General features: G+C 63.6%; 22 protein-coding genes. 6 read left to right on the top strand and 16 right to left on the bottom strand.

The window, feature by feature from the left end:
• Positions 1–5 precede the first annotated feature (5 nt).
• Positions 6–827, bottom strand: coding sequence for a posphoenolpyruvate synthetase regulatory kinase/phosphorylase PpsR (gene ppsR, locus ACW7G6_RS02925; protein ID WP_456979382.1), 822 nt, complete (start codon positions 825–827; stop codon positions 6–8).
• Positions 828–960: 133 nt separating this feature from the next.
• On the opposite strand from ppsR, the gene ppsA reads away from it, so the two are divergent.
• Together ppsA and ACW7G6_RS02915 are read left to right on the top strand one after the other, a co-directional pair.
• Entirely contained in the window at positions 961–3,339 is a 2,379-nt protein-coding gene (gene ppsA, locus ACW7G6_RS02920) for a phosphoenolpyruvate synthase (RefSeq protein ID WP_456979381.1), read from the top strand.
• A 95-nt stretch (positions 3,340–3,434) separates the two neighbouring features.
• Positions 3,435–4,307: a mechanosensitive ion channel family protein gene (locus ACW7G6_RS02915; protein WP_456979380.1), complete on the top strand. Its 873-nt coding sequence runs from the start codon at positions 3,435–3,437 to the stop codon at positions 4,305–4,307.
• On the opposite strand, the gene orn is transcribed toward ACW7G6_RS02915, so the two are convergent.
• A complete protein-coding gene (gene orn, locus ACW7G6_RS02910; protein WP_456979379.1) occupies positions 4,274–4,855 on the bottom strand; it encodes an oligoribonuclease in 582 nt (193 codons plus the stop codon). The genes ACW7G6_RS02915 and orn overlap by 34 nt on opposite strands.
• 60 nt (positions 4,856–4,915) lie before the next feature.
• Between orn and ACW7G6_RS02905 the strand changes: the two genes are divergently transcribed.
• Positions 4,916–5,407 carry a DUF2721 domain-containing protein gene (locus ACW7G6_RS02905; RefSeq protein WP_456979378.1) on the top strand — a complete coding sequence of 164 codons (492 nt, stop codon included), beginning with the start codon at positions 4,916–4,918 and terminating at the stop codon, positions 5,405–5,407.
• Positions 5,408–5,425: 18 nt separating this feature from the next.
• Here ACW7G6_RS02905 and tadA read toward each other — a convergent pair whose 3' ends face one another.
• From tadA to ndk, 12 genes are all read right to left on the bottom strand, one after another.
• Positions 5,426–5,893 (bottom strand): tRNA adenosine(34) deaminase TadA, encoded by a 468-nt coding sequence (gene tadA / locus ACW7G6_RS02900; RefSeq protein WP_456979377.1) that lies wholly within the window; start codon positions 5,891–5,893, stop codon positions 5,426–5,428.
• Positions 5,890–7,458, bottom strand: coding sequence for a glutamine-hydrolyzing GMP synthase (guaA, locus tag ACW7G6_RS02895; RefSeq protein ID WP_456979376.1), 1,569 nt, complete (start codon positions 7,456–7,458; stop codon positions 5,890–5,892). Before guaA ends, tadA begins: the two co-directional genes overlap by 4 nt.
• A 34-nt stretch (positions 7,459–7,492) precedes the next feature.
• The gene (guaB, locus tag ACW7G6_RS02890; protein WP_456979375.1) at positions 7,493–8,950 is read right to left on the bottom strand and encodes an IMP dehydrogenase; all 1,458 of its coding nucleotides are present in this window, start codon (positions 8,948–8,950) and stop codon (positions 7,493–7,495) included.
• A gap of 27 nt (positions 8,951–8,977) precedes the next feature.
• The gene (folD, locus tag ACW7G6_RS02885) at positions 8,978–9,892 is read right to left on the bottom strand and encodes a bifunctional methylenetetrahydrofolate dehydrogenase/methenyltetrahydrofolate cyclohydrolase FolD (protein ID WP_456979374.1); all 915 of its coding nucleotides are present in this window, start codon (positions 9,890–9,892) and stop codon (positions 8,978–8,980) included.
• 51 nt (positions 9,893–9,943) lie between these two features.
• Positions 9,944–11,071 carry a molybdopterin-synthase adenylyltransferase MoeB gene (gene moeB, locus ACW7G6_RS02880; protein ID WP_456979373.1) on the bottom strand — a complete coding sequence of 376 codons (1,128 nt, stop codon included), beginning with the start codon at positions 11,069–11,071 and terminating at the stop codon, positions 9,944–9,946.
• 30 nt (positions 11,072–11,101) lie between these two features.
• Positions 11,102–12,499, bottom strand: coding sequence for a ribosome biogenesis GTPase Der (gene der / locus ACW7G6_RS02875; protein ID WP_456979372.1), 1,398 nt, complete (start codon positions 12,497–12,499; stop codon positions 11,102–11,104).
• Positions 12,500–12,537: 38 nt separating this feature from the next.
• Entirely contained in the window at positions 12,538–13,701 is a 1,164-nt protein-coding gene (gene bamB, locus ACW7G6_RS02870) for an outer membrane protein assembly factor BamB (protein ID WP_456979883.1), read from the bottom strand.
• A 62-nt stretch (positions 13,702–13,763) separates the two neighbouring features.
• Positions 13,764–14,438, bottom strand: a complete 675-nt coding sequence (locus ACW7G6_RS02865; protein WP_456979371.1) for a YfgM family protein — start codon at positions 14,436–14,438, stop codon at positions 13,764–13,766.
• Between the two features lie 103 nt (positions 14,439–14,541).
• Positions 14,542–15,360: a helix-turn-helix domain-containing protein gene (locus ACW7G6_RS02860; protein ID WP_456997525.1), complete on the bottom strand. Its 819-nt coding sequence runs from the start codon at positions 15,358–15,360 to the stop codon at positions 14,542–14,544.
• Positions 15,357–16,145, bottom strand: coding sequence for a type IV pilus biogenesis/stability protein PilW (pilW, locus tag ACW7G6_RS02855; RefSeq protein WP_456979369.1), 789 nt, complete (start codon positions 16,143–16,145; stop codon positions 15,357–15,359). Before pilW ends, ACW7G6_RS02860 begins: the two co-directional genes overlap by 4 nt.
• Before the next feature lie 49 nt (positions 16,146–16,194).
• Complete coding sequence (gene rlmN / locus ACW7G6_RS02850) at positions 16,195–17,439, bottom strand: 23S rRNA (adenine(2503)-C(2))-methyltransferase RlmN (protein ID WP_456997524.1); 1,245 nt, start codon at positions 17,437–17,439, stop codon at positions 16,195–16,197.
• Positions 17,440–17,505: 66 nt separating this feature from the next.
• Positions 17,506–17,931, bottom strand: coding sequence for a nucleoside-diphosphate kinase (gene ndk, locus ACW7G6_RS02845; protein WP_456997523.1), 426 nt, complete (start codon positions 17,929–17,931; stop codon positions 17,506–17,508).
• 258 nt (positions 17,932–18,189) lie between these two features.
• On the opposite strand from ndk, the gene ACW7G6_RS02840 reads away from it, so the two are divergent.
• The 3 genes from ACW7G6_RS02840 to ACW7G6_RS02830 all read left to right on the top strand — a co-directional run bounded on the left by ACW7G6_RS02840 (position 18,190) and on the right by ACW7G6_RS02830 (position 22,492).
• The gene (locus ACW7G6_RS02840) at positions 18,190–18,810 is read left to right on the top strand and encodes a TetR family transcriptional regulator (protein WP_456961438.1); all 621 of its coding nucleotides are present in this window, start codon (positions 18,190–18,192) and stop codon (positions 18,808–18,810) included.
• 37 nt (positions 18,811–18,847) lie between these two features.
• Positions 18,848–21,223, top strand: coding sequence for a 3-hydroxyacyl-CoA dehydrogenase/enoyl-CoA hydratase family protein (locus ACW7G6_RS02835; RefSeq protein WP_456997522.1), 2,376 nt, complete (start codon positions 18,848–18,850; stop codon positions 21,221–21,223).
• 66 nt (positions 21,224–21,289) lie between these two features.
• The gene (locus ACW7G6_RS02830) at positions 21,290–22,492 is read left to right on the top strand and encodes an acetyl-CoA C-acyltransferase (protein WP_456997521.1); all 1,203 of its coding nucleotides are present in this window, start codon (positions 21,290–21,292) and stop codon (positions 22,490–22,492) included.
• A 92-nt stretch (positions 22,493–22,584) separates the two neighbouring features.
• Here the strand turns inward: ACW7G6_RS02830 and ACW7G6_RS02825 are convergent, their stop codons facing one another.
• Entirely contained in the window at positions 22,585–22,926 is a 342-nt protein-coding gene (locus tag ACW7G6_RS02825; RefSeq protein WP_456997520.1) for a tRNA-binding protein, read from the bottom strand.
• Complete coding sequence (locus ACW7G6_RS02820) at positions 22,923–24,209, bottom strand: NAD(P)/FAD-dependent oxidoreductase (RefSeq protein ID WP_456997519.1); 1,287 nt, start codon at positions 24,207–24,209, stop codon at positions 22,923–22,925. Before ACW7G6_RS02820 ends, ACW7G6_RS02825 begins: the two co-directional genes overlap by 4 nt.
• Positions 24,210–24,219: the final 10 nt, after the last annotated feature.

The following is a 24,219-nucleotide window of genomic DNA, read 5'->3' as shown; positions in this document are numbered from 1 at the left end:
GCAGGTCAGTACATCTCCCGCCGAATGCCCAATGTCGACATCACCTTGCTGGAGATTTCCTCGATGGAGGTATTGGTCGTGCTCTGGGTCGGGATGCGCTCCCCGCGGAACAGGGCCTCGGCGGCGGCCACCTCGCGTTTGCAGGTCTCCAGCTTGGCGTAATTCGAGTCCGGCCGGCGCTCCTGGCGGATCTGCTGCAGCCGTACGGGATCGATGGTCAACCCGAACAGCTTCGCGCGCGACGCCTTCAACTGGGCCGGCAGGCGATCGTGATCCAGGTCTTCGGCGGTCAGCGGATAGTTGGCGGCCCGGATGCCGTACTGCATCGCCAGATAGACACAGGTGGGCGTCTTGCCGGCGCGCGACACGGCAACCAGGATCACGTCGGCATCGCTGTAGTCGATGGCAATGCCGTCATCGTGGGTCAACGCGTAGTTCATGGCGTTGATGCGGCGGTGGTAGCTGTCGAAATCCACGATCGCGTGGGCACGTCCAACGTGGTGCTGGCGTGCGTGCCCCAACTCGCGCTCCAGTGGTTTGATGAACGGAGCGAATGCATCCAGCATCAGCGCGCCACTGTTGGCCAGGGTGGCGCTGACGGTCTCATCCACGCAGGTATTGATGACGATCGGCCGGGTGCCAGAACGCTCCGCTGCCCCACGGATACGTTCAACGGCGTCCTCCGCGCGCGCCACCGAGTCCACGAAGGAAATGCGTTCGCCTTCAAAGCGCGTCCCGTTGAACTGGGTCAGCAAACTGTGGCCGATTGTCTCGGCGGTGATGCCGGTGCCATCGGAAACATAGAAAACCGGTCGTACCTCTGCCATCACTCACCCTGCCGTTGTTGGTCATCCATACGAAAATGCCGGCCCGATCAACCTTGTGTGCATCCGGCGCAAGGGCGATCATAGCGGCTCCGCCGCGCCCTACGCGCTTCAAAGTCTACGGAGATACCCCGTTTTGAACGACAACATCCTGTGGTTGCATGCGCTGCGCCTTGACGACCTCGCCCGGGTGGGTGGCAAGAATTCGTCGCTGGGCGAGATGATCGGCAACCTGGCCAACCTCGGAGTATCGGTGCCAGGTGGCTTTGCGACCACGTCGGAGGCGTTCAAGGACTTCATCGCCCACAACGATCTGGAACAACGCATCTTCGACCGGCTGGCGCCGCTGGACGTCGAGGATGTGGGCGCGCTTGGCGAGGCCGGCAAGCAGATCCGCGATTGGGTGATCGGTGCGCCGCTGCAGCCATCGCTCGATGCCGACATCCGCCACGGCTATCGGCAATTGTGTTCCGAGAACGGTGGCGGCGATGTCGCCGTCGCGGTCCGCTCCTCGGCCACCGCCGAAGATCTGCCGGACGCAAGTTTTGCCGGGCAGCAGGAGACCTTCCTCAACGTCACCGGCGAGGACGATGTGGTGGTCAAGGTGAAGGAAGTCTTTGCCAGCCTCTATAACGATCGCGCGATCGCCTACCGCGTGCATCACGGCTTCAAGCACGAGGACGTGTTCCTGTCCGCCGGCGTGCAATTGATGGTGCGCGCCGATGTCGGCTCGTCCGGCGTGCTGTTCACCCTGGACACCGAGTCGGGTTTCCGCGAAGTGGTGTTCATCACCTCCAGCTTCGGGCTGGGTGAAATGGTCGTGCAAGGCGCGGTCAATCCCGACGAGTTCTACGTCTACAAGCCCACCTTGGCCCAGGGCAAGCAGGCGATCCTGCGTCGCTCGATTGGTGCCAAGCAGCTGCGCATGGTGTATTCCGACGAGCCCGGCGAGCGGGTACGTACCGAGGACACTCCCGCGGAGTTGCGCGGCACCTTCTCCATCAGCGACGAGGAAGTGCACGAGCTGGCCAAACAGGCACTGGTGATCGAGAAGCACTACGGCCGGCCGATGGATATCGAGTGGGCAAAGGATGGCGTCAGCGGCAAGCTGTTCATCGTCCAGGCGCGCCCGGAAACCGTGAAATCACGCGCGAAAGCCACCCAGATCGAGCGTTACCAGCTTGGCGAGCGCGGACCCGTAATCTGTGAAGGTCGTTCGATCGGCCAGAGGATCGGCAGCGGCGTGGCTCGCGTGGTGCGCTCGATGGAAGACATGGCCCGCGTACAGCCCGGCGACGTCCTGATCGCCGACATGACCGATCCGGACTGGGAGCCGGTGATGAAGCGTTCGGCCGCGATCGTCACCAATCGTGGCGGCCGTACCTGCCACGCGGCGATCATCGCCCGCGAGTTGGGTGTCCCCGCCGTGGTCGGCACCGGCAACGCGCTGGACACGATCAAGGACGGCCAGACGGTCACGGTGAGCTGCGCGGAGGGCGATACCGGCTTCATCTACGATGGCGCCCTGCCCTTCGAGCGCCATGTCGCCGATCTGGACAAGATGCCGCCAGCGCCGCTGAAAATAATGATGAATGTCGGCAACCCCGACCGTGCATTCGACTTCGCCATGTTGCCCAACGCGGGCATCGGCCTGGCCCGGCTGGAGATGATCATCGCCAGCCACATCGGCATCCATCCGCAGGCCTTGCTCGAATACGACCAGCAGGATGCGGAGACCAAGCGCAAGATCGACGACAAGATCGCCGGCTACGGTGACCCGGTCGAGTTCTACGTCGACAGGCTGGCCGAGGGCATCGCGACGATTACCGCATCCGTCGCCCCCAAACCGGTGATCGTGCGGTTGTCGGACTTCAAGTCCAACGAGTACGCCAACCTGATTGGTGGTTCGCGATACGAGCCGCATGAAGAAAACCCGATGATCGGCTTCCGCGGCGCTGCCCGTTACCTCGACCCAAGCTTCAGCGCTGCGTTTGCGCTGGAATGCAGAGCGGTGCTCAAGGTTCGCGAGCAGATGGGGCTGATCAATTGCTGGGTGATGATCCCGTTCGTCCGCACGCTGGATGAGGGCCGCAAAGTGGTTGAGGTCCTGCGCGCCAATGGGCTGGAACAGGGCAAGGACGGACTCAAGATCATCATGATGTGCGAGCTGCCGTCCAATGCACTGATGGCCGAGGAGTTCCTGGAGATATTCGACGGCTTCTCGATCGGCTCCAACGACATGACCCAGTTGACCCTGGGGCTGGATCGCGACTCGGGTCTGATCGCCCACCTGTTCGATGAGCGCGACCCGGCGGTGAAGAAGTTGTTGTCGATGGCGATCCAGACCGCGAAGGCCAAGGGCAAGTACGTTGGCATCTGCGGTCAGGGCCCCAGCGACCACGCCGACCTCGCCCAATGGTTGATGGAACAGGGAATCGATTCGGTATCACTGAATCCCGATACGGTCGTGGACACTTGGCTGCGCCTGGCCAAGGCGAAAGCCAAGGCCGGCTGAAAACTGACAGCCCGCTAACAGCGTAGCCGCTAGGCTTCAAGACGACACTGGACGCCCCGCTTGATGCGGGGCGTCGCACATGAGGAGACTGGTGTATGACCCCGACCGCCACAATCCAGGTATCCACCGGCTGGATCGCGCACGCACGTGCCGGCGAATGGACCCAGGCATTCGTCGGGATCGGCATCCGCATCGGGCTGGCACTGTTGCTGTTCCTGGCAGGGCGCTATCTCATTGCCTGGATCACCGCTGCAACAACACGCGGCATGAGTCGCACCCAGATGGACCCGACCGCGGCGATGTTCCTGAGCAAGGTCGCCTCAGTGCTGATGACGGTCGTCCTGGCGCTGGCATCGTTGCAGGTGATCGGCGTGCCGATGACTTCAATGATCGCGGTGCTCGGCGCCGCCGGTCTGGCGATCGGCCTGGCGCTGAAGGACTCGTTGTCGAACATCGCCTCGGGCGTGATGCTGGTGACGCTCAGGCCGTTCCGGGTAGGTCATGTGGTCAACATCAACAATGAAAGTGGCACGGTCGAGGCGGTCAGCATTTTCCAGACCCGCCTGCGCGGCGCGGACAACCAGACAATCATCCTGCCCAACAGCCTGATCACCAGCGAATCGATCATCAACTTCACCCCCGACAACATGCGCCGGGTCGAGTTGGTCATCAGCATTGGCTACACCGCCGACATCGATGTTGCACGTGATATTGCGCTGCGATTGATGCATGCCGACCAGCGCGTCTTTGCCGATCCCGAGCCCAGCGTGCTGGTGTACGCCCTGGGCGAGAACAGCGTGGATCTGGGAGTGCGCTGCCATACAAACAACGCCGACAACTTCGCGACCAGGTGCGAGCTGTTGGAGCTGATCAAGAAGGCCTTCGACAAGGCCGGTGTCAGCCCGCCATTCCCGCAGCGCGAGGTCCATCTCCATCAACGCGATGGCGAATCCAGACCGCCCAGCTGACCCATGAATGCGCGGTAGTGCTGCAACTCCGCGATGGAGTCATGAACGTCACTCAGGGCAGTATGGCGAGAGTGCTTGTTCAACCCGGCCAGCACCGTGGGCGCCCAGCGATGCGCCAGCTCTTTGAGGGTGCTGACATCCAGGTTGCGGTAATGGAAGTGCCGCTCCACCCGTGGCATCAGGCGATGCAGGAAACGACGGTCCTGGCAGATCGAGTTTCCGCAGATCGGTGATGCATTCGCCGGCACCCACTCGGCCAGGAAGGCGAGCGTGCGTTGTTCGGCCTCGGTCATTGACACACCCTGGTTCAGCACCCGATCCCACAAGCCGGACTTGCGATGCTGGTTGCGGTTCCAGTCGTCCATCGCTTCCAGCTGCGCCAGCGGGTGTCCGATCGCCAGCTCCGGGCCCTCGGCCAGTATGTTGAGCTGCTTGTCCGTCACCACGGTTGCGATCTCCAGAATGGAGTCGTTGTCGGTGTCCAACCCGGTCATTTCCAGGTCGATCCAGATCAGGTTTTCAGCGTTCGGGGAGCCGTTCGAGGTCATGCGCTCGTGTCATCATGAAGTGGCAGGCATCATACCGTCAGCCTGCTACGGACGCCCTTCATGACCCCTCCCCTCATCGCCGACCCGAACCATTACGCCGTCATCTCGGCGATGATCACCCCGGCGTTCTTCCTCACCGCGACGGGCTCCCTGCTGATTTCCTCCAACAATCGGCTCGCACGGGTGGTCGACCGGATGCGCAAGGAGATCGAGAACCTGAGGTCGACGGCGCGAGGCCCGCTCAGGACCGAGCTGGAGACCCGCATCGGCTTCCATCGAAAGCGCTCCTATCTGGTGTTGGCCGCGCTGAGGATGTTGTATGCCGCGCTGAGCGCATTCGTCTGCACGAGTATCGGAATCGCCGCGGATGCTTTCTTCGGCTATCAACTGGGATTCCTGCCGACCGTGCTCGCGGTGTTGGGCGTCCTGCTGATGTTTGCGGCGTCGCTTTGTCTCGGACACGAGGCCAGGATCAGCCTGCGCATGCTTGATCGCGAACTCAAAGCCGAACTGGACCGGGACGCTCCCGCCCCGGTCGTGCACAAGGGCTGAGGCACCGTCTCGACACACTCAGGCGGGCTTGCCCCGCTTGCGCCGGAAATAGCTGGTCAGCCGCATGCCAGCCTCTTCACCCAGCACGCCGCCGAGTACATCCACCCGGTGGTTGTGGCGCGGGTCGGCAAGCAGGTTGAAGACGCTGCCCGCAGCGCCGGTCTTGGGATCGCTGGCACCGTAGACCACCCGCGCGACCCGCGCATGCACCATCGCCATCGCGCACATCGCGCAGGGTTCCAGGGTGACGTACAGGGTGCTCCCGGTCAGGCGGTGGTTACCCAGGCGCCGACCTGCCTGCCGCATCGCGACGATTTCGGCATGCGCGCTCGGATCACGCTCGACGATGTTGCGGTTCCACCCTTCTCCGACGACAACACCGTCAGCCGAAACCAACACGGCTCCAACCGGGATTTCGTCGTCCTCACGCTCGGCCCGGTCGGCCAGCGCGAGCGCCTGACACATCCAGCGTTCGTCGTCGCTCATTCCCACTCGATCGTGGCGGGCGGCTTCCCACTGATGTCATAAACCACGCGAGAAACATTCCGTAACTCATTGATAATACGATTTGAAACTGTTCCCAAAAAATCGTACGGCAAGTGTGCCCAGTGAGCCGTCATGAAGTCGACGGTCTCCACCGCGCGCAGCGCTATCACCCACTCGTAGGCGCGGGCATCGCCCACCACGCCGACCGATTTGACCGGCAGGAACACCGCGAATGCCTGGCTGGTCTTGTCATACAAATCGGCCTTGCGCAGCTCGTCGATGAAGATGTGGTCGGCGCGGGCCAGCAGTTCGGCGTATTCGCGCTTCACTTCACCCAGGATCCGCACGCCAAGCCCGGGCCCGGGGAACGGGTGCCGGTTGACCATCACCGGCGGCAAACCGAGCTCGACACCCATCCGGCGAACTTCGTCCTTGAACAACTCGCGCAACGGTTCCACCAGCCCCAGCTTCATGTACTCGGGCAAACCACCGACATTGTGGTGGCTCTTGATCATGTGCGCCTTGCCGGTCGTGCTGCCGGCCGACTCGATCACGTCGGGGTAGATCGTGCCCTGGGCGAGCCATTTCGCGTTTTTCAGTTTGCTCGACTGCTCGTCGAATATCTCCACGAACAGGTTGCCGATGATCTTGCGCTTGGCTTCCGGATCGGTGATGCCCGCGAGCGCCGTGAAGTAGCGGTCGGCCGCATCGACCCGGATCACCTTGACACCCAGGTGCTCGGCGAACGTCGCCATCACCTGGTCGCCTTCCTGGTAGCGCAGCAAGCCGGTGTCGACGAAAACGCAGGTCAGTTGTTCGCCGATCGCCTTGTGCAACAAGGCGGCGACCACCGATGAGTCGACGCCGCCGGACAGGCCAAGGATTACCTCGTCGGTACCGACGGTATCGCGCACGCGGGAAATCTGGTCCTGGATGATCAGCGCGGGGGTCCACAACGCCTGGCAACCGCAGATTCCAGTAACGAACTGCTTCAGCAGCGCGCCACCCTGCTTGGTATGGGTGACTTCGGGATGGAATTGCACGCCGTACCAGCGCTTGCTGTCATTCGCCATCGCCGCGACCGGAATGCGGTCGGTCTTCGCGGTAACCACGAATCCTTCCGGGGCCCGGGATACGTGATCGCCGTGGCTCATCCACACATCGAGCCGCGGCGGAGAACCCGGATGGTCCTTCAGCCCATCCAGCAGGCGGTCATGGGAGACCAGGGCGACTTCAGCGTGGCCATACTCGCGCTGGTCGGCGGCCTCGGTTTCCCCGCCGAGCTGCTTGGCCATGGTCTGCATGCCATAGCAAATGCCCAGGATCGGCAAGCCGGAGTCGAATACTTCCTGCGGTGCGCGCGGCGAGTTTTCGGTCGTGGTTGATTCCGGCCCACCCGACAGGATGATGCCGTTCGCGCCAAAGCTGGCGATCTGGGTCGGGTCATGGTCCCACGCCCATATCTCGCAATAGACGCCCAGCTCACGGATACGACGGGCAATCAGCTGCGTGTATTGCGCGCCGAAATCGAGGATCAGGATCTTGTCGCTATGGATATCGGTCATCGTCTACTCGAAAAGGTCACTACCCGTGTTGGCGTCACACCGCCCGGTAGTTCGGCGGTTCCTTGGTGATCTGCACGTCATGGACGTGACTCTCACGCGAGCCGGCGGAGGTCACCCGCACGAACTGCGGCGTCCTGCGCATCTCCTCGATGGTCGCGCAACCCACGTACCCCATGGTGGCGCGCAGTCCCCCAACCAGCTGATGGACGACGCCGCGCAACGGCCCGCGGTAGGGAACACGGCCTTCGATGCCCTCGGGTACCAGCTTGTCCGCGTCCTCCGAGTCCTGGAAATAACGGTCCTTGGAGCCTTTCTCCATTGCGGCCAGGCTACCCATGCCGCGGTAGCTCTTGTAGCTGCGGCCCTGGAACAGCTCGCTCTCGCCCGGAGACTCCTCGGTACCGGCAAACAGGCTGCCGACCATCACGGTGGAAGCGCCGGCCGCGATGGCCTTGCCGATATCACCCGAATAGCGGATGCCGCCATCGGCGATCAATGGAATGCGGTCCTGCAGTGCTTCGGCCACCATGTCGATCGCGCTGATCTGCGGCACGCCGACGCCGGCGACGATGCGGGTAGTGCAGATCGAGCCGGGACCGATGCCGACCTTGACGGCATCGGCGCCGTGGTCCATCAGCGCCAGCGCGGCATCGCCAGTCACGATGTTGCCGCCGATGACCTGCAGTTGGGGGAAGTTTTTCTTGACCCACTTGACCCGATCCAGCACACCCTGCGAATGCCCGTGCGCGGTATCGACCACGACCACGTCGACGCCGGCCGCGGCCAGCGCCTCGATGCGCGCCTCGGTATCGCCACCGACCCCGACCGCCGCACCCACCATCAGGCGTTCGCTGCTGTCATAGGCCGCGTTGGGGTTGTCGGATTTCTTCTGGATGTCCTTGACCGTGATCAGGCCCTTGAGCTGGAAGGCATCGTTGACCACCAGTACCTTCTCAATCCGGTGCTTGTGCAACAGGCCCACGACTTCCTCGTCGCTGGCACCCTCGTGGACCGTGATCAGCCGATCCTTGCGGGTCATGATGTGGCGGACCGGGTCGTCGTGCTTGGTCTCGAAGCGCATGTCACGGCTGGTGACGATGCCGACCAGTTGGCCTTCGTCCACCACCGGCACGCCGGAGATGTTGCGCTCGCGGGTCAACTTGAGCACGTCGGCAATCGTGGTTTCCGGCCCGACCGTGAACGGCGACTTGATCACGCCGGCCTCGAAGGATTTGACCTGGGCGACGTGCGCAGCCTGCTGGGCGACGGTCATGCTCTTGTGGATGATGCTGATGCCGCCCAGCTGCGCCAACGCGATCGCCAGGCGCGCCTCGCTGACGGTGTCCATTGCCGCCGACAGGATCGGCAGCCGCAAATTCAGGTCGCGAGTCAGGCGGGTGGAGAGCGATACGTCCTTGGGCAGGACAATCGAATGCGCCGGAACGAGGGATACATCGTCGTAGGTGAGTGCTTCAGCCTGGATGCGCAACATGGGCGGGACCGGGGGGAGTGAAGCCCGTCATTGTACTGCGTTCCAGGCCGGCTGGCGCGATCCGGTGTCACTGGCTTCGGCTGCCTCCAGGGTGTTCTCCATCAGCGTTGCGACCGTCATTGGCCCTACCCCGCCGGGAACCGGGGTGATCCAGCTGGCGCGCTGGGAAGCTGCCGCAAAGCCCACGTCGCCCACCAGACGGCCATCATCAAGCCGGTTGATCCCCACATCGATCACTACCGCGCCAGGCTTGATCCATTCGCCGGGGATCAACTGCGGGCGTCCGACCGCCACCACCAGGATGTCCGCGCCGCGCACGGCGGTTTCCAGCACCTCTGGCGGGGTGAACTTGTGGCAGCTGGTGGTGGTGCAACCAGCGATCAGCAACTCCAGCAACATCGGCCGGCCGACATGATTGGACACGCCGACAATGGTCGCGCTTGCGCCACGTACCGGACGATCGGTATAGGCCAGCAAAGTGGTGATGCCGCGGGGCGTACAGGGACGCAACCCGAACTCGCGCAGCGCCAGGTGGCCGACGTTCTCCGGGTGGAAGCCATCGACGTCCTTGGCCGGCGAGATGCGATGGATCAGCGCCGACGGGTCGCGACGATCCGGTAGCGGCAGCTGGACCAGGATGCCGTGCACCTCGGGATCGACATTGAGCCTGTCGATCAGCGCCAGCAGCTCCTCATCGCTGGTGTCTGGCGGCAAGTCGAAATCGATCGCGCGAATGCCCACCTTGCTGGCCGCGCGGCGCTTGTTGCGCACGTACACCGCCGAGGCCGGATCGCCGCCCACCAATACCACGGCAAGGCCCGGAGGGGTCTTGCCGGCGGCAATGCGGGCATCGACCCGCACCTTGAGGCTGTCGAGCAGATCCTCGGCAATGCGTTTGCCATCAAGGATCCGGGCGGTCTGGGGCGTTGCGACAGTCTTCAAATATCTCGGCCTGAGTGCAGCTGGGGTCGGTATTATCGCCGATCTTGCGCTCTATCCGGCGGAGCAGAATGCTTCGTAATCGATGTACCCGGGAAACGCCTGCCCTGGTGCACAGACGACGCAGTCCGGGTCTGGCGACAGCCGGGTCTGGCGGAACTGCATGCCCAACGCATCAAATTGCAATAACCGCCCGGACAGTGATTGGCCAATCCCCAGCAGCAGCTTGATCACCTCGGTGGCCTGCAACATGCCAATCACGCCCGGCAGCACCCCCAGCACTCCGGCTTCGCTGCAATTGGGGGCCGATTCGGGTGATGGCGGCTGCGGGAACAGGCAGCGATAGCATGGCGCCTCGCCACGCCGGCGGCCGGCGTCAAACACGCTGATCTGCCCGTGGAAACGATGTACGGCGCCATATACCAACGGCTTGCCGAGCTTTACGCAGGCATCGTTGAGCAGATAGCGGACGGCGAAATTATCGCCACCATCGAGCACTACGTCAGCGTCGGCGATCAGCCGCTCCAAGTTTGTGCTGGTGATGCGCTCGGCAAACGTGTCAATGGTGATATTGGGGTTCAATGCCGACAGCGCGACCTGCGCCGAATCAACCTTGGCCATGCCGATCCGCGCATCGGTGTGCAGGATCTGCCGCTGCAGGTTGCTGCGGTCGACGACGTCGTCATCAGCCAACACCAACGACCCGACCCCGGCCGCTGCCAGGTAATACGCGGACGGCGAACCCAGCCCACCCGCACCGACAATCGCCACCCGCGCGGCCTGCAGCTTTCGCTGGCCGACCTCGCCGACTTCGGGCAACAGCAGGTGGCGGGAATACCGCTCGTAAAAGTCGTGATCGCCAGCTGGCTGAACCAACGGCAGGCCATCCGCGCGCCAGCGTCGGGTACCGCCTTCCACCGAGGCGACCTGGGCATAGCCGGCGTCCAGCAGCGTTGCCGCCACCTGCAGTGAGCGCCCACCGACTTCGCAGATCAGCATCACCGGGGTATCCCGGTCAGGGATGCTGCCAGTGGGTAGCGACTCCAACTCGCTGCGCGCGATGCCCAGTGCACCTTCGGCCATGCCCAACGCCCGTTCGTGCGTCTCGCGCACATCGATCAACACGGCACCGGACTGCTGCCGACGCCGGGCTTCGGTGGGAGTGATGGTTTCGATATCCATGGCGCGATTATCCGCCTTTACTGCAGCGTCCTATCCGCGCTTGACGTGCCGGATCAACCGACGCCGCTTGGCAATCTGCTTCTCGTTAAGCACGTTCTTCTTGCCTTCGAAAGGATTCGCACCTTCCTTGAAGATGAACCGCACCGGGGTACCCACCAGTTTGAAGCGCTTGCGGAAGAAATTTTCCAGGTAGCGCTTGTAGCTGTCACTCAGGGTGCGTAACCGGTTGCCGTGGACGACAAAGGTCGGCGGATTATTGGCGGCCGGGTGTGCATAACGCAGCTTGGCGACATGCCCACGAACCACCGGCGGCGGATTGGCCACATAAGCCGCCTCGATGGCCTGGGTGACTTCGCTGGTGCTGAACTCGTGAATCGCCGACGCGTGTGCCCGGTGGACAGCCTTGAACAGCTCGCCCAGACCAGAACCGTGCTGGGCGCTGATTCGCACCGCTTCCGCCCATTCGACAAACGACAGCTTGCGCGACAGCAGCGACTCGGCCTGCTGGCGTCGGTAATCGCTCAGCCCGTCCCACTTGTTGACTGCGATCACCAACGCGCGGCCGGCGTCCAGCGCATATCCGAGCACGCTGGCGTCCTGGTCGGTGACCCCTTCGTTGGCGTCCAGCATGATCACGGCGACCTGGCACTGCTCAATGGCGTGCAAGGTCTTGATGATCGAGAATTTTTCCACCGCCGCATCGACGCGTGACTTGCGGCGCAGGCCGGCGGTGTCGATCAACCGGTACAGGCGACCATCACGCTCCATGTCGATCGCAACCGAATCACGTGTGGTGCCGGGTATATCGGAGGCGATCATCCGCTCCTCTCCCAGCAGGCGGTTGACCAGGGTCGACTTGCCCACGTTGGGCCGGCCGATGAAGGCGACCCGGATGCGGGCGGGATCGTGGTCGAGCTCGGCGGACTCGCCCTCGTCAGGCACCCGTTCCAGTACCTGTTCGATCAGCTCGTCGATGCCCTGGCGATGCGCGGAGGACACGGCAATCACATCGCTGAAACCGTAGCGGGCGAACTCGTTCAACGCCGCCTGCGTATCCAGCCCGTCCGTCTTGTTGACCACCAGGAAAGTTGGCCGTGCGGTCTTGCGCAGCCAGGCGAGGATATCGTCGTCCAGCGTCGATGCGCCTTCGCGGCCGTCGACGATGAATAAAACCAGATCGGCCTCGACGGCCGCTGCGCGGGCCTGGCGCGTGGTCGCGCCGACCAGACCCTCGGCTTCGCCGGCGATACCACCGGTATCAACCACCGCGAAGTGCCGTTGACCTTCCGGCCGGCACACGCCGTAGTGGCGGTCACGGGTGACTCCGGGTTGATCGTGGACAAGCGCGTCGCGGGTGCGCGTGAGCGCATTGAACAGGGTGGACTTCCCGACGTTGGGACGACCCACGAGGGCGACTAGCGGGAGCATTTGGGGTTGTCCGATCAAAAAAAAAAGAAAGAAAAGTGCTACTGCCCCAACTGGAACGCACTCAGTTTACCATCGGTGTCCTGCACGATCAGGATCCCCTCGGCTACCTGTGGCGTGGCCAGCAAGGGATCGCGACTGGCCCGGGTGCGGGCAACAAACGCGCCGTCATCAAGCGCCAACCAGTGGAGATAGCCTTCGTAATCGCCAACCACGGCGTATTCGCCCTGGATCGCCGGAGAGGTCAACTTGCGCCGGGCCAGGGCCGCCTGAGTCCACATGGCCGCGCCATTTTGCTTGAACAGGCCAATCACCGCATCACCGTTGTCGGATATGACCAGCACTTGTGGGGCGACCGCAATCTTGCCCGCGCCCCCGTGGTCGCTGAGCCACATCGGCTGTCCGTTGGGCGCGTTGATCGCCATCGTCTTGTTCTTGAAACTGCTCGCGTACAGGGTGGCGTTATCCAGCACCGGAGCACCATCAATGTCCGCCATCCGATCCAGTTCGGTACGACCGTCTTGAGGAGCGACCACTTCGCGCCACAACTCGACGCCATCGTCCGCGGCCAACGCCGAGACGCTGCCGTCATCGTTGCCGATAAACACATAACCCGGACCAATCACCGGTGCATCGTTACCCCGCACCGACAGCATCGGGACGTCATGATTCCAGAACCAGCGACGTTCGCCGTTGCTGATGTCGAAAGCACTGATCCGGCCATCATTGGAGCGCACGAACACCATGCCCAGTCCAACCGCAGGAGCGGCGATGATCTCGTTGCCGACCTTCGCCCGCCACTTCTCCGCGCCGGTCGCCGCATCCAGCGCGATCACGTCACCCTCCAGACTGCCGACGGCAACCACGCCGTCACCCACGCCGGGGCCGCCACTGAGTTCCAGCTCACTGGGGTAATTCCATATGCTCTGGCCGGTCTTCAGGTCAAACGCATGCACACCGCCCTCGACCGCCGCCGCATAGACCTTGCCATCGGCGATGGCAGGGCCCTGACGCGCGCCCAATACTCCCTCGCCTTTACCGGCATTGGCGGACCACAGCTTGGTCACCGTGGCCGACGGACTGAACTCCACCAATGCTGCTGGCTTGAGCGCGTCTTCCTTGTCGCTGCTGAACCAGCCCTTGATCGTGCTGCAGCCCGAGAGCGCGAACGCGCATAGCAATACCGCGCTGCCACGTACCAGCATGGCCCGGGCCATGCGATTGCGTGGGCGCTGGTTCGGCACGGGCGTTGTTGAGAGCTGCTTCATCAAGACTGCGCCTCGGGATTGGCGGGCGTGGGGTTGGCGGCAGCGGGACCGGTTGCATCACGCGTCGCTGGCACACCCCCGACCTGGGTGAGTTTGAGCTCGAGTATTTGCCGTTGTGGTGATGCGACATCCAGCGCGACCAGTGCTTGGCTGTATGCCTCACTGGCCTTGTCGGTCTGGCCCAGCGCGTACTGGGCATCGCCCCGTGTTTCCAATGCCGAGGGGCTGGACGCGTCAGCAAGCAAGGCCAGCGCCTCGTCAGTCCGCCCCGCATCCACGAGCAATCGCGCAAGCCGCTGGTCGACGATGCTCGCCACCGCCGGGTCACTCGGCTGGATCCCGCTCAAGGTCTCGATCGCGATATCGCCCTGACCTGCTTCGACCTGCGATGCCGCCAGCTGCAGCGTGGCCAGGTTTGCGTAAACGGTGTCGCCCAGCGCCGCCACCTTGGCAGCGGACGTGTCGTCGCCGCCCATGATCGCGGTAACCGCGGCCTGATACTGGTCCGCCTTGCCCAACGCTTGATTATGCTGGTCCTGCTGCCACCACTTCCACCCGCTGATGGCGGCGAGCCCCAAAACCAGGCCGCCGACCAGTCCCAGGGCGTTGGTGCGCAGCCATTCCAGCACGCGTTCGCTTTGCTCGTGTTCGTCTAGTGGATCGTCTAATGCCATCGAAGGACTGCCATGCTATCCAGCCCCGGCGAACAACGCCGGGACCGTCGGTTTGCGGACGAGCCCGGGTGACGGGCCGTGAGATATCGAACGCGTGACCCGGTCAGTCGATGACCGGCGCGAGCGAACCCTCAGAGGATAGCGTAAAGCGTGCCACGTTCGCGCGGCTGAACGGCTCCAGATCGACGAATTCGCCGTGGTTACGCACCTCGACCGCGGACACGTTGCCCAGCACGATGCGGCTCACCTGGCCAGGCGCATAGCTGCGACGCTCGTTGCCGCCGATCAATCCTTGCTCAAGCACCTGCCCATCCGGGCCGAACACCTGAACCCAGCTGTCCCCACTGAAACGCAGCGACAACCCCGCCTCGTCGACGGTGGCGGGTGCATGCAGCGACCCCATGGAGGCGATTAGGGGAGTGCGTCGGGCCGATGGAGTGATTGGCTCCATATCCATCGGGTCCACAGAAAGTTTTGTCACCGCCGGAATCTCCAGCGACTCGACTTGTGGCGTGCCGGAAAAATGCGGACGCGTGGTCAACCAGACGGGCAATGCAATCACGGCGGTCAGTGCGATATACACCGCCCGTCGGCTTGCCTGATCCAGCACACGCCGATAACGCGGCGTGTGGGTGTGGCTGATCAATTCGGGCGGAGCACTATTGTCGATCTCGGCCCGATGCAGGTCCAGGTCCAGATTGATGCCCAGTAATCTTGCGTAGCTCCGCAGTTGGCCGCGCACGAAGACCGGCGCCCCCGCCTGGCTCCAGTCGTCGGCTTCAAGGGCGCGTATTACCCTGAGTGGCATTTTCAGTCGCGACGACACTTCTTCAATCGTCAACCCTGCACCCTCGCGCGCCTGCCTGAGGCGTGCGCCACATCCTTCGACATCGCTTGAAGCGACCTGTTTGGACTGCATCATTGCTTTCCGTCAACCCCCGTTCCGGATCCCGACGTGCCCGGGAACTCCCCCCGTAGCCGCTGAACGTACGCTGCAGCGGCTTCTGTGTCGCCAAGTTTGTGCTCAATTTGTGACGCTAGCAACAATGATGCCGCATCCGCCGGTGCGGCCGCCAGCCGGCGCTGCGAAAATGCACGGGCATGAAACGCATCACCGGTGCGAAATTTATGCTGCGCCATCCCCGCCAGAGCAACCGGGTTCTCAGGCTCCAGTTCCAGCGACCGCTCCAGGTAGCGTTCGGCCTGCGCGGCTTGACCAGCCTTCTGGGCGCAGGTGCCCGCGTTCGCCATCGCCACCGCAGGAGTCGGGTAAGTGGGATCGGACAGTGCCTGGTCGAACCATTGCAGCGACTCTTCGGCACGGCCATTGCTACACAGCCATGTCCCGTAATTGTTATGCATGCCGCCTTGGAGCGGCGCCAGTTCCAGGGCCTTTTGATAGTGCACCCCGGCCTTGCGGTCATCGCCGTTGTGCTCCGCAATCAGCGCAGCGAGCGTGTGGGCGGGCGCGGAATCCGGAGCGAGGCGCAGGGCTTCCTTTGTGGCCCCGGCTGCACCGGCATAGTCGCCAGCACGCAAGGCCTGCTGAGCCTTGTTCACCTCGATACGTGCCGCAGCGCTAGCCTTGTCATAGCTGTCAGGGGTCATCGAGACTTCGGGCTTGACGTACTTGGGGCCGCCTCGACTGACGTCAGGCTTGACGAAAGTCAGCCGACTGCACCCGGACAACGCGATCATCGCCAGCATTACGGCTGCGACGACCACCACGCCACGCGTCCGATACCTGGTCCGGCACTCACGTACTGACATCGATAATCCCCTGTGCCGCCAGCGTCTTGCGGAACGTTGCCTGGCGGCGGGTCCGATCCATCACCTGGCCCTTCAACTGGCCACACGCCGCATCGATGTCCTCGCCACGGGTCCGACGCACCGTGGTCAGCACCCTGGCTTGTTGCAGGAGCTTCTGGAACGCGCGGATATCGGTCTCGGTCGAGCGCTCGTAGCGCGTGCCCGGGAACGGGTTGAACGGAATCAGGTTGACCTTCGCCGCGTCCTTCATCTGGGTGGCGTTGTCGAACTGGCGCATCAGCCGGGCCAACTGACGGGCGTGCTCGGGCTGGTCGTTGACGCCTTTCATCAAGGTGTATTCGAAGGTGATCGACGACTTCGGCTTGCGCATGACGTAGCGCTGGCACGCCGCCATCAACTGGTCGATCGGGTACTTCTTGTTGAGCGGCACCAACTGGGTGCGTAACTCATCGTTGGCCGCGTGCAGCGAGACCGCCAGCGACACGTCGCTCACCTCGCCGAGCTTGTCGATCATCGGCACCATGCCGGCGGTGGACAGGGTGACGCGCTTGTTGGCCAACCCATAGCCAAGGTCGTCGCGCATGATGCTCATGGCGCGCACGACGTTGTCGAAATTCATCAGTGGCTCGCCCATCCCCATCATCACCACGTTGGTCAGGCGACGACGCAGGTGCGGCAGGTTGCCCAGGTGGCGGGCAACCACCCACACCTGCCCGATGATCTCGGCGGTAGTCAGATTGCGATTGAAGCCCTGGGTACCGGTGGAGCAGAACGAGCAGTTGAGCGCGCAGCCGACCTGGCTGGATACGCACAGGGTGCCGCGACCCTTGTCGGGTATGAATACCGCCTCGATGGCGTTCTTCGGGTCCATGCCGATCAACCACTTGTGGGTACCGTCAACCGACGGCTGCTCCAGGATGACCTCGGGCGCCCGGACCTCGGCGTGCTCCTGCAACTTGGCACGCAGGACCTTGCCCAGGTCGGTCATATGGTCGAAATCGGTGACGTAGCGGTGATGGATCCACTTCATCACCTGGTGCGCGCGATAGCGCTTCTCACCCAGGACTCCCTCGAAGAAGTCTTCCAGCTCGACGCGATCGAGGTCGAAGATGTTCTTCCTCGGTGCCGCGCCGGCCGACAACGGCGCAGGAACCGGCGACGTCGCATCTGCCGGGTTACCGGCGTCGGCGAGGATGATGTCGATGGTGTTATTTGCGCGGGTCGGGGTCATGGCCTTGTGGTTCTGTTGGGCAGAGCAGGCATCGGGTCCGTAAGGGTGGACCCGATGCCAATGGAATCAACGGCTGTGGATGTCAGTGGCCGGGAAGTAGTAGGCGATCTCGGTCGCCGCATTTTCCAGGCTGTCTGAACCATGCACCGCGTTGGCGTCGATGCTGTCGGCGAAGTCGGCGCGGATGGTGCCGGCCGCCGCGTCCTTCGGGTTGGTCGCGCCCATCAGGTCACGATGCTTGAGTACCGCACCTTCCCCTTCCAGCGCCTGGATCATCACCGGGCCGGAGATCATGAACTCCACCAACGCGGCAAAGAACGGGCGCTCACGGTGGACCGCGTAAAAGCCCTCGGCCTCGGCCTTGGACAGGTGCTTCATCTTGGCGGCAACGATTTTCAGGCCGGCTTTCTCGAACCGGGCGTAGATCTCGCCGATCACGTTCTTGGCAACGGCGTCGGGCTTGATGATGGAAAGAGTGCGCTCCAGCGCCATGGGATATCTCCGATTGGGCGGGCGGCGACCTTATGCAAGGTTGGAAAGATCCACGCCCGAGGGTAACAGAAAAACCCGCGCCTGGACGCGGGTTTGGCTTGTGTGACTGCGGTAATTCTAACGGAAATCCGAACGGGAAACGCGCTTTGGGGCCGTCATCCTGGCGCTATCGGCGTTGACGATTCATATCGCAAGGCCTAGCATCAAACAAGCGTTTGATTAGACGGCATTTCCGGTTACATCCGACAGGGCTTTCGCATGATTCCGACCACCCAATTCTCAACCAAGGACCGAATCCTCGGAGCCGCCGAGGAGCTGTTCGCACAACACGGCTTCTCGGGGACGTCACTCCGCCAGGTCACCAGCCGTGCCGACGTCAACGTGGCCGCGGTCAACTACCACTTCGGCAGCAAGGAAAACCTCGTCAATGAGGTGTTCCGCCGACGCATGGATGACATGAGCGCGCAGCGGCTGGCGGCCTTGAAAGCCGCCGTCGAGCTGCAACCGCGGGAGCTGGAGCCAATCCTGGCGGCCTTCGTGGAGCCCGCGTTGGCCATTGCCCAGGATCGCCATGGCGGCGCGGCGTTCGTGCGCGTGGTCGCACGCGCCTATGCGGAGAAGAACGACAGCCTGCGCAAGTTCCTGTCCGAGCGCTACGGCCATGTCCTGCGTGACTTTGCCAAGGCGATTGCCGTGTGCCTGCCGGAACTGAGCAAGGCCGAGCTGTACTGGCGCCTGGATTTCCTGGCGGGCGCATTGACCTATGCCATGGCCGATTTCGGCTTGATCAAACGGCCCTCGGGCGTACTGGAAAAGGCCCACCGCGAGCGGGCTGCCCGCGAACTGATCCGGTTCGCCGCCGCCGGCTTCAAAAACTAACCTAATAAACATACGATTTTCCAAGGAGTTACAGACCATGTCTAACAAACTACTTGTCCGTCGTGCAGCGGTTCTCGGCGCCGGCGTCATGGGTGCACAGATCGCCGCGCACCTGACCAATGCCGGGGTCGATACGGTGTTGTTCGACCTGCCGGCCAAGGAAGGCGACCCCAACGGGATCGTCACCAAGGCCATCGCCAACCTGGCCAAGCTCAGCCCCGCTCCACTGGCCGACAAGGCGCTCGCCGGCAGGATCGTGGCGGCCAACTACGAGACCGGTCTGAAGCAGCTGGAGGATTGCGACCTGATCATCGAGGCGATTGCCGAACGAATGGACTGGAAGCAGGATCTGTACAAGAAGATCGCCCCGCACGTACCGGCCCACACCGTCCTGGCCAGCAACACCTCCGGGCTGGGTATCAACAAGCTGGCCGAAGTACTGCCCGAGGAGCTTCGCCACCGCTTCTGCGGCGTGCACTTCTTCAATCCGCCGCGCTACATGCACCTGGCGGAGCTGATCCCGGCCCGCAGCACCGATGCCGCCGTGCTGGAAGGCCTTGAGACGTTCCTGACCACCACCCTGGGCAAGGGCGTGGTGATCGCCAAGGACACTCCGAATTTCATCGGCAACCGCATCGGTGTGTTCTCGATGCTGGCCGCGATGCATCACACCGGGCAGTTCAAGCTCGGTTTCGATACCGTCGATGCGCTGACCGGCCCCGCGATCGGCCGGCCGAAGTCGGCGACCTACCGGACTGCGGACGTGGTCGGGCTGGATACCATGGCGCACGTCATCAAGACCATGGCCGACACCCTGCCCGATGACCCTTGGCACCAATACTTCAAGGCGCCCAAGTGGCTGGCCGGGCTGGTCGATAAAGGCGCGCTGGGGGCGAAGACCGGCGCCGGCTTCTATACCAAGCGCGGCAAGGACATCCTGGTGCTGGACCTGAAGAGCCAGGACTACCGTCCATCAGCGGCCGAACTTGATCCGGAAGTCGCGGCGCTGCTGAAGGAGCGCGACCCGGCGAAGAAATTCGCCGCCCTGCGCGCCAGCGAGCATCCACAGGCGCAATTCCTGTGGGCCTGCTTCCGCGACACCTTCCATTACAGCGCCTTCCACCTGAAGGACATCGCCCAGACCGCGCGAGACGTCGACTTCGCCATGCGCTGGGGGTACGGCTGGTCGGTCGGTCCGTTCGAGAGCTGGCAGGCCGCGGGCTGGAAGCGGGTCGCCGAATGGATTGCCGAGGACATCGTCGCGGGTCATGCGATGAGCAACGCCACCCTGCCCGACTGGGCGTTCGACGGCCGCGACGGCGTGCACTCCACCGACGGCAGCTACAGCCCGGGACGCGACACCATGGTGGCGCGCTCGTCCAACCCGGTGTACGCGCGGCAGCGTTTCCCGGATGCGCTGCTGGGCGAGAAGTTCTCGCAGGGCCGCACGGTGTTCGAAAACGACGGCCTGCGGATGTGGGCCGACGAAGGCGACGACATCGCCGTGGTCAGCTTCAAGACCAAGATGAACACCGTATCCGACCAGGTGCTGGATGGCCTGCAGGAAGCGGTTTCGCGGGCGGAAAAGGAGTTCGCCGGGCTGGTGATCTGGCAGGCGAAGGAGCCCTTCTCCGCCGGCGCCGACCTGTCCGGCGCACTGGGCCTGTTGCAGGCCAACGACATCAAGGGCTTCGATGCGATGGTGGCGAACTTCCAGCGCACCAGCCAACGCATCAAGTATTCACTGGTGCCGGTGGTGGCCGCGGTTCGCGGCCTCGCCCTGGGTGGCGGCTGCGAGTTCCAGATGCACGCAGCCCGCACGGTGCTCGGGCTGGAAAGCTATGTCGGACTGGTTGAGGCCGGCGTCGGCTTGCTGCCTGCTGGAGGTGGCCTGAAGGAGCTGGCCGTCCGCGCGTCCGACGCCGCCGGCCCGAACGGCGATGTCTTCGCCGAGCTGAAGACCGTGTTCGAGACCATCGCGATGGCGAAGGTCGCGACCTCGGCAATGGAGGCCAAATCGCTGCAACTGGCCCGCAAGAGCGACGTGGTCGTATTCAACGCCTTCGAGCTGCTGGATGTCGCCAAGTCCCAGGCGCGTGCCCTGGCCGAGTCCGGCTACCGTCCGCCATTGCCGGCGCGCAGGATCCAGGTCGCCGGCGACGTCGGCATCGCCACCTTCAAGATGCTGCTGGTGAACATGCTGGAGGGCCGCTTCATCTCCGAGCACGACTACGAGATCGCCACCCGCATCGCCACGGTGCTGTGCGGCGGCGAGGTCGACCGCGGCTCGCTCGTCGATGAGGACTGGTTGCTGAAGCTGGAGCGCGAGCACTTCGTCGCCCTGGCACAGATGCCCAAGACCCAGGCGCGCGTGGCGCACATGCTCAAGACCGGCAAGCCGCTGCGTAATTGACCCTCACTCGGCTGAAAAACAACCTTCGCCAAACCGTTTCGCCCCATAACAGAGGCTGAAAACCAAATGACCAGACAAGTTCAAGACGCCTACATCGTCGCCGCCACCCGCACCCCGGTGGCCAAGGCGCGCGGCGCGTTCCGCAACACCCGTCCCGACGACATGCTCGCCCACGTACTCAAGGCGGTGATTGCCCAGGCGCCGGGGATCGACGTGAACCGCATCGACGACGCCATCATTGGCTGCGCGATGCCCGAAGGCGAGCAAGGCATGAACGTGGCCCGCATCGGCGTACTGCTGGCCGGGTTGCCGGACACCATCGCCGCACAAACCATCAACCGCTTCTGCTCCTCGGGCCTGCAGGCGGTGGCGTTGGCAGCCGACCAGATCCGCCTGGGCAACTCCGACCTGATGCTTGCCGGCGGTACCGAGTCGATGACGATGGTGCCGATGATGGGCAACAAGGTGGCGCTCTCACCGAACGTGTTCAAGGACGACCACGTCAACATCGCCTACGGCATGGGCATCACCGCGGAGAAGGTTGCCGAGGAATGGAAGGTCAGTCGTGAGGACCAGGACGCGTTCGCCCTCCAGTCACACCTCAAGGCGCTGGCGGCGATCGAGGCCGGCGAGTTCACCGACGAGATCAGCCCACTGGAGGTGATTTCCCACCTGCCCGACCTGGAGCGCAACACCATCCGCGAGAAGAAGGTCCTGGTCGATACCGATGAAGGTCCGCGCATGGGATCCACCATCGAAGGACTGGCCAGACTGCGTCCGGTGTTCCGCAACGGCCAGTTCGGCGGCAGCGTGACCGCCGGCAACAGCTCGCAGATGTCCGATGGTGCCGGCGCGGTATTGCTTGCCTCGGCGCAGGCAATCAAGGACTACGGATTGACGCCGCTGGCGCGCTTTGTCAGTTTCTCCGTCGCTGGCGTGCGTCCCGAAGTGATGGGCATCGGTCCGATCGCAGCCATCCCCAAGGCGCTCAGGCAAGCCGGCCTGACCCAGGACCAACTGGACTGGATCGAGCTCAACGAAGCGTTCGCCGCGCAGTCGCTGGCCGTGATTCGTGATTGCGGCCTGGACCCGGCCAAGGTCAATCCACTGGGCGGCGCCATCGCGCTGGGCCATCCACTGGGCGCGACCGGCGCGGTACGCACCGCGACGATCCTGCATGGCATGCGTCGCCGCCAGCAGAAGTACGGCATGGTGACCATGTGCATCGGTACCGGCATGGGTGCTGCGGGTATTTTCGAGTCGCTCTGAGCTTGCCGCGGACCGGCAAGACCGCTACCCGCCCGTGATACCTCAACACAAACCAGGGTCGCCACTGCGGTCCTGGTTTTTTGGTGCGCTGCTCAGGCCATTCGGGTGCCGTCCGGAACCGGGCGGTCGACCGTGGTGATTACCACGCCGGTCTCCGTGGGGAATCCCGTCAGCAGGAACTCCGACATGAAAGGCCCGATCTGCCTGGGCGGAAAGTTGAGCACTCCGACGATCTGTTTTCCCAGCAGCGCTTCGGGTTCATAGAGCTCGCGTACCTGCGCGCTGGTCTTGCGGATGCCGTGGACGCCGAAATCGACCCAGAGCTTCCAGGCAGATCTCCGCGCTTCCGGGAATGGCTCGACACGCCTCACCGTGCCAACACACAGCATGACCTTCTCGAAGTCGTCCCAGCTTATGGATTCAACGCCACTCATCGACTGCCCTCTTTTGCCGCTTTCCATCCATCCTTCAGGCCGGCCCACCAGTAACTCAGTTGCGCCGCCACCTGGCCGGCCGGCTTCCATGCCGGAGCCAGACCGAACTCGTTGAATTCACGCCAGCGCACATCTCCCTGCGCAATCGCCGACGCCACCAGTTCGCCCGCAAACGTGGTCGGGGCCACACCATGGCCTCCGAACGCCTGGGCGAGCCAGAGACCGTCGTCGGCCAGTCCGATCTGCGGCATCTGATGGCGCGCGTAACTCATCAGGCCGGACCAGGCGTGATCGACCGCCACGCCTTCCAACTGCGGAAAGACCTTCAACATGTCGCGATACAGCAACCGCTTCACCGCCTCCGGCGAACGGTCCCGCACCGATATCCGCCCGCCCCATAGTAGCCGCGTGTCAGGCAACGGCCGGTAGTAATCAAACGCGAAACGGCTGTCGTAGACCGCCGCGCGGGTCTGCATGATCTCGTCCATGCGCGATCCCAGCGGCTCGGTGGTCATCACGTAAGTGGCGATCGGCATGACAGAGGCATCGACCCTGCGATCCAGACCGGCCAGGTAGCCACCGCAGGCAAGCACGACCTGCTCGGCGTCGACCTGCCCTTCCGGCGTGGTTACCCGCCACCCCGCCCCCTTGCGCTGCAGCGACACCGCCGGACTGCGCTCATGCACGGCCAGCCCTGCTTCGACAGCGGTCCGGGCCAGAGCCAGCGCGTATTTGAGCGGGTGGAAGTGGAAGGCATTGGCTTCGAACAGGCCATCGCCATAGCGCCGGCTATGAACCAGATTGCGCAGTTCGGATTTCGGCAACCACTGCCAGTCAACGCCATAGTGCTCGGCCAGCAGTTGCTGTCGTGCCCGGAGCACCGAGGGATCGCGGAACCAGTTGGCCCAGATCACCCCGGCCTCGACCACATCGCAATCAATCCGGTGGCGATGAATGCGCTGGCGAATCAACTCCACCGCCTGCATCGTGCCGCCGTACATCGCCTGCGCCCGCCGTGCCCCCACCCGCGCCAGCAAGGATGCCTCACCCAGCGAGAACCCCCCGAAGACAAAGCCGCCGTTGCGGCCCGAAGCCCCGAAGCCGATCTGGTCGGCTTCGAGCAGCACGACATCGCCAACGCCACGCTCGACCAGGCCGAGCGCGGTATTGAGTCCGGCGAATCCACCGCCGATCACGCATGCGCGCGCATCGCGTGTGCTCTGCAACGCCGGATAACGGGGGGCCAGCGCCGGAAGCGTGGCTTGGTAGTAGGAAAGGGCCATCGCGCCAGTC

The organism is Lysobacter sp. A421, assembly GCF_054052145.1.
Note: the sequence above shows the minus strand (reverse complement) of the source record. Positions and strands in the feature narration are given on the sequence as shown.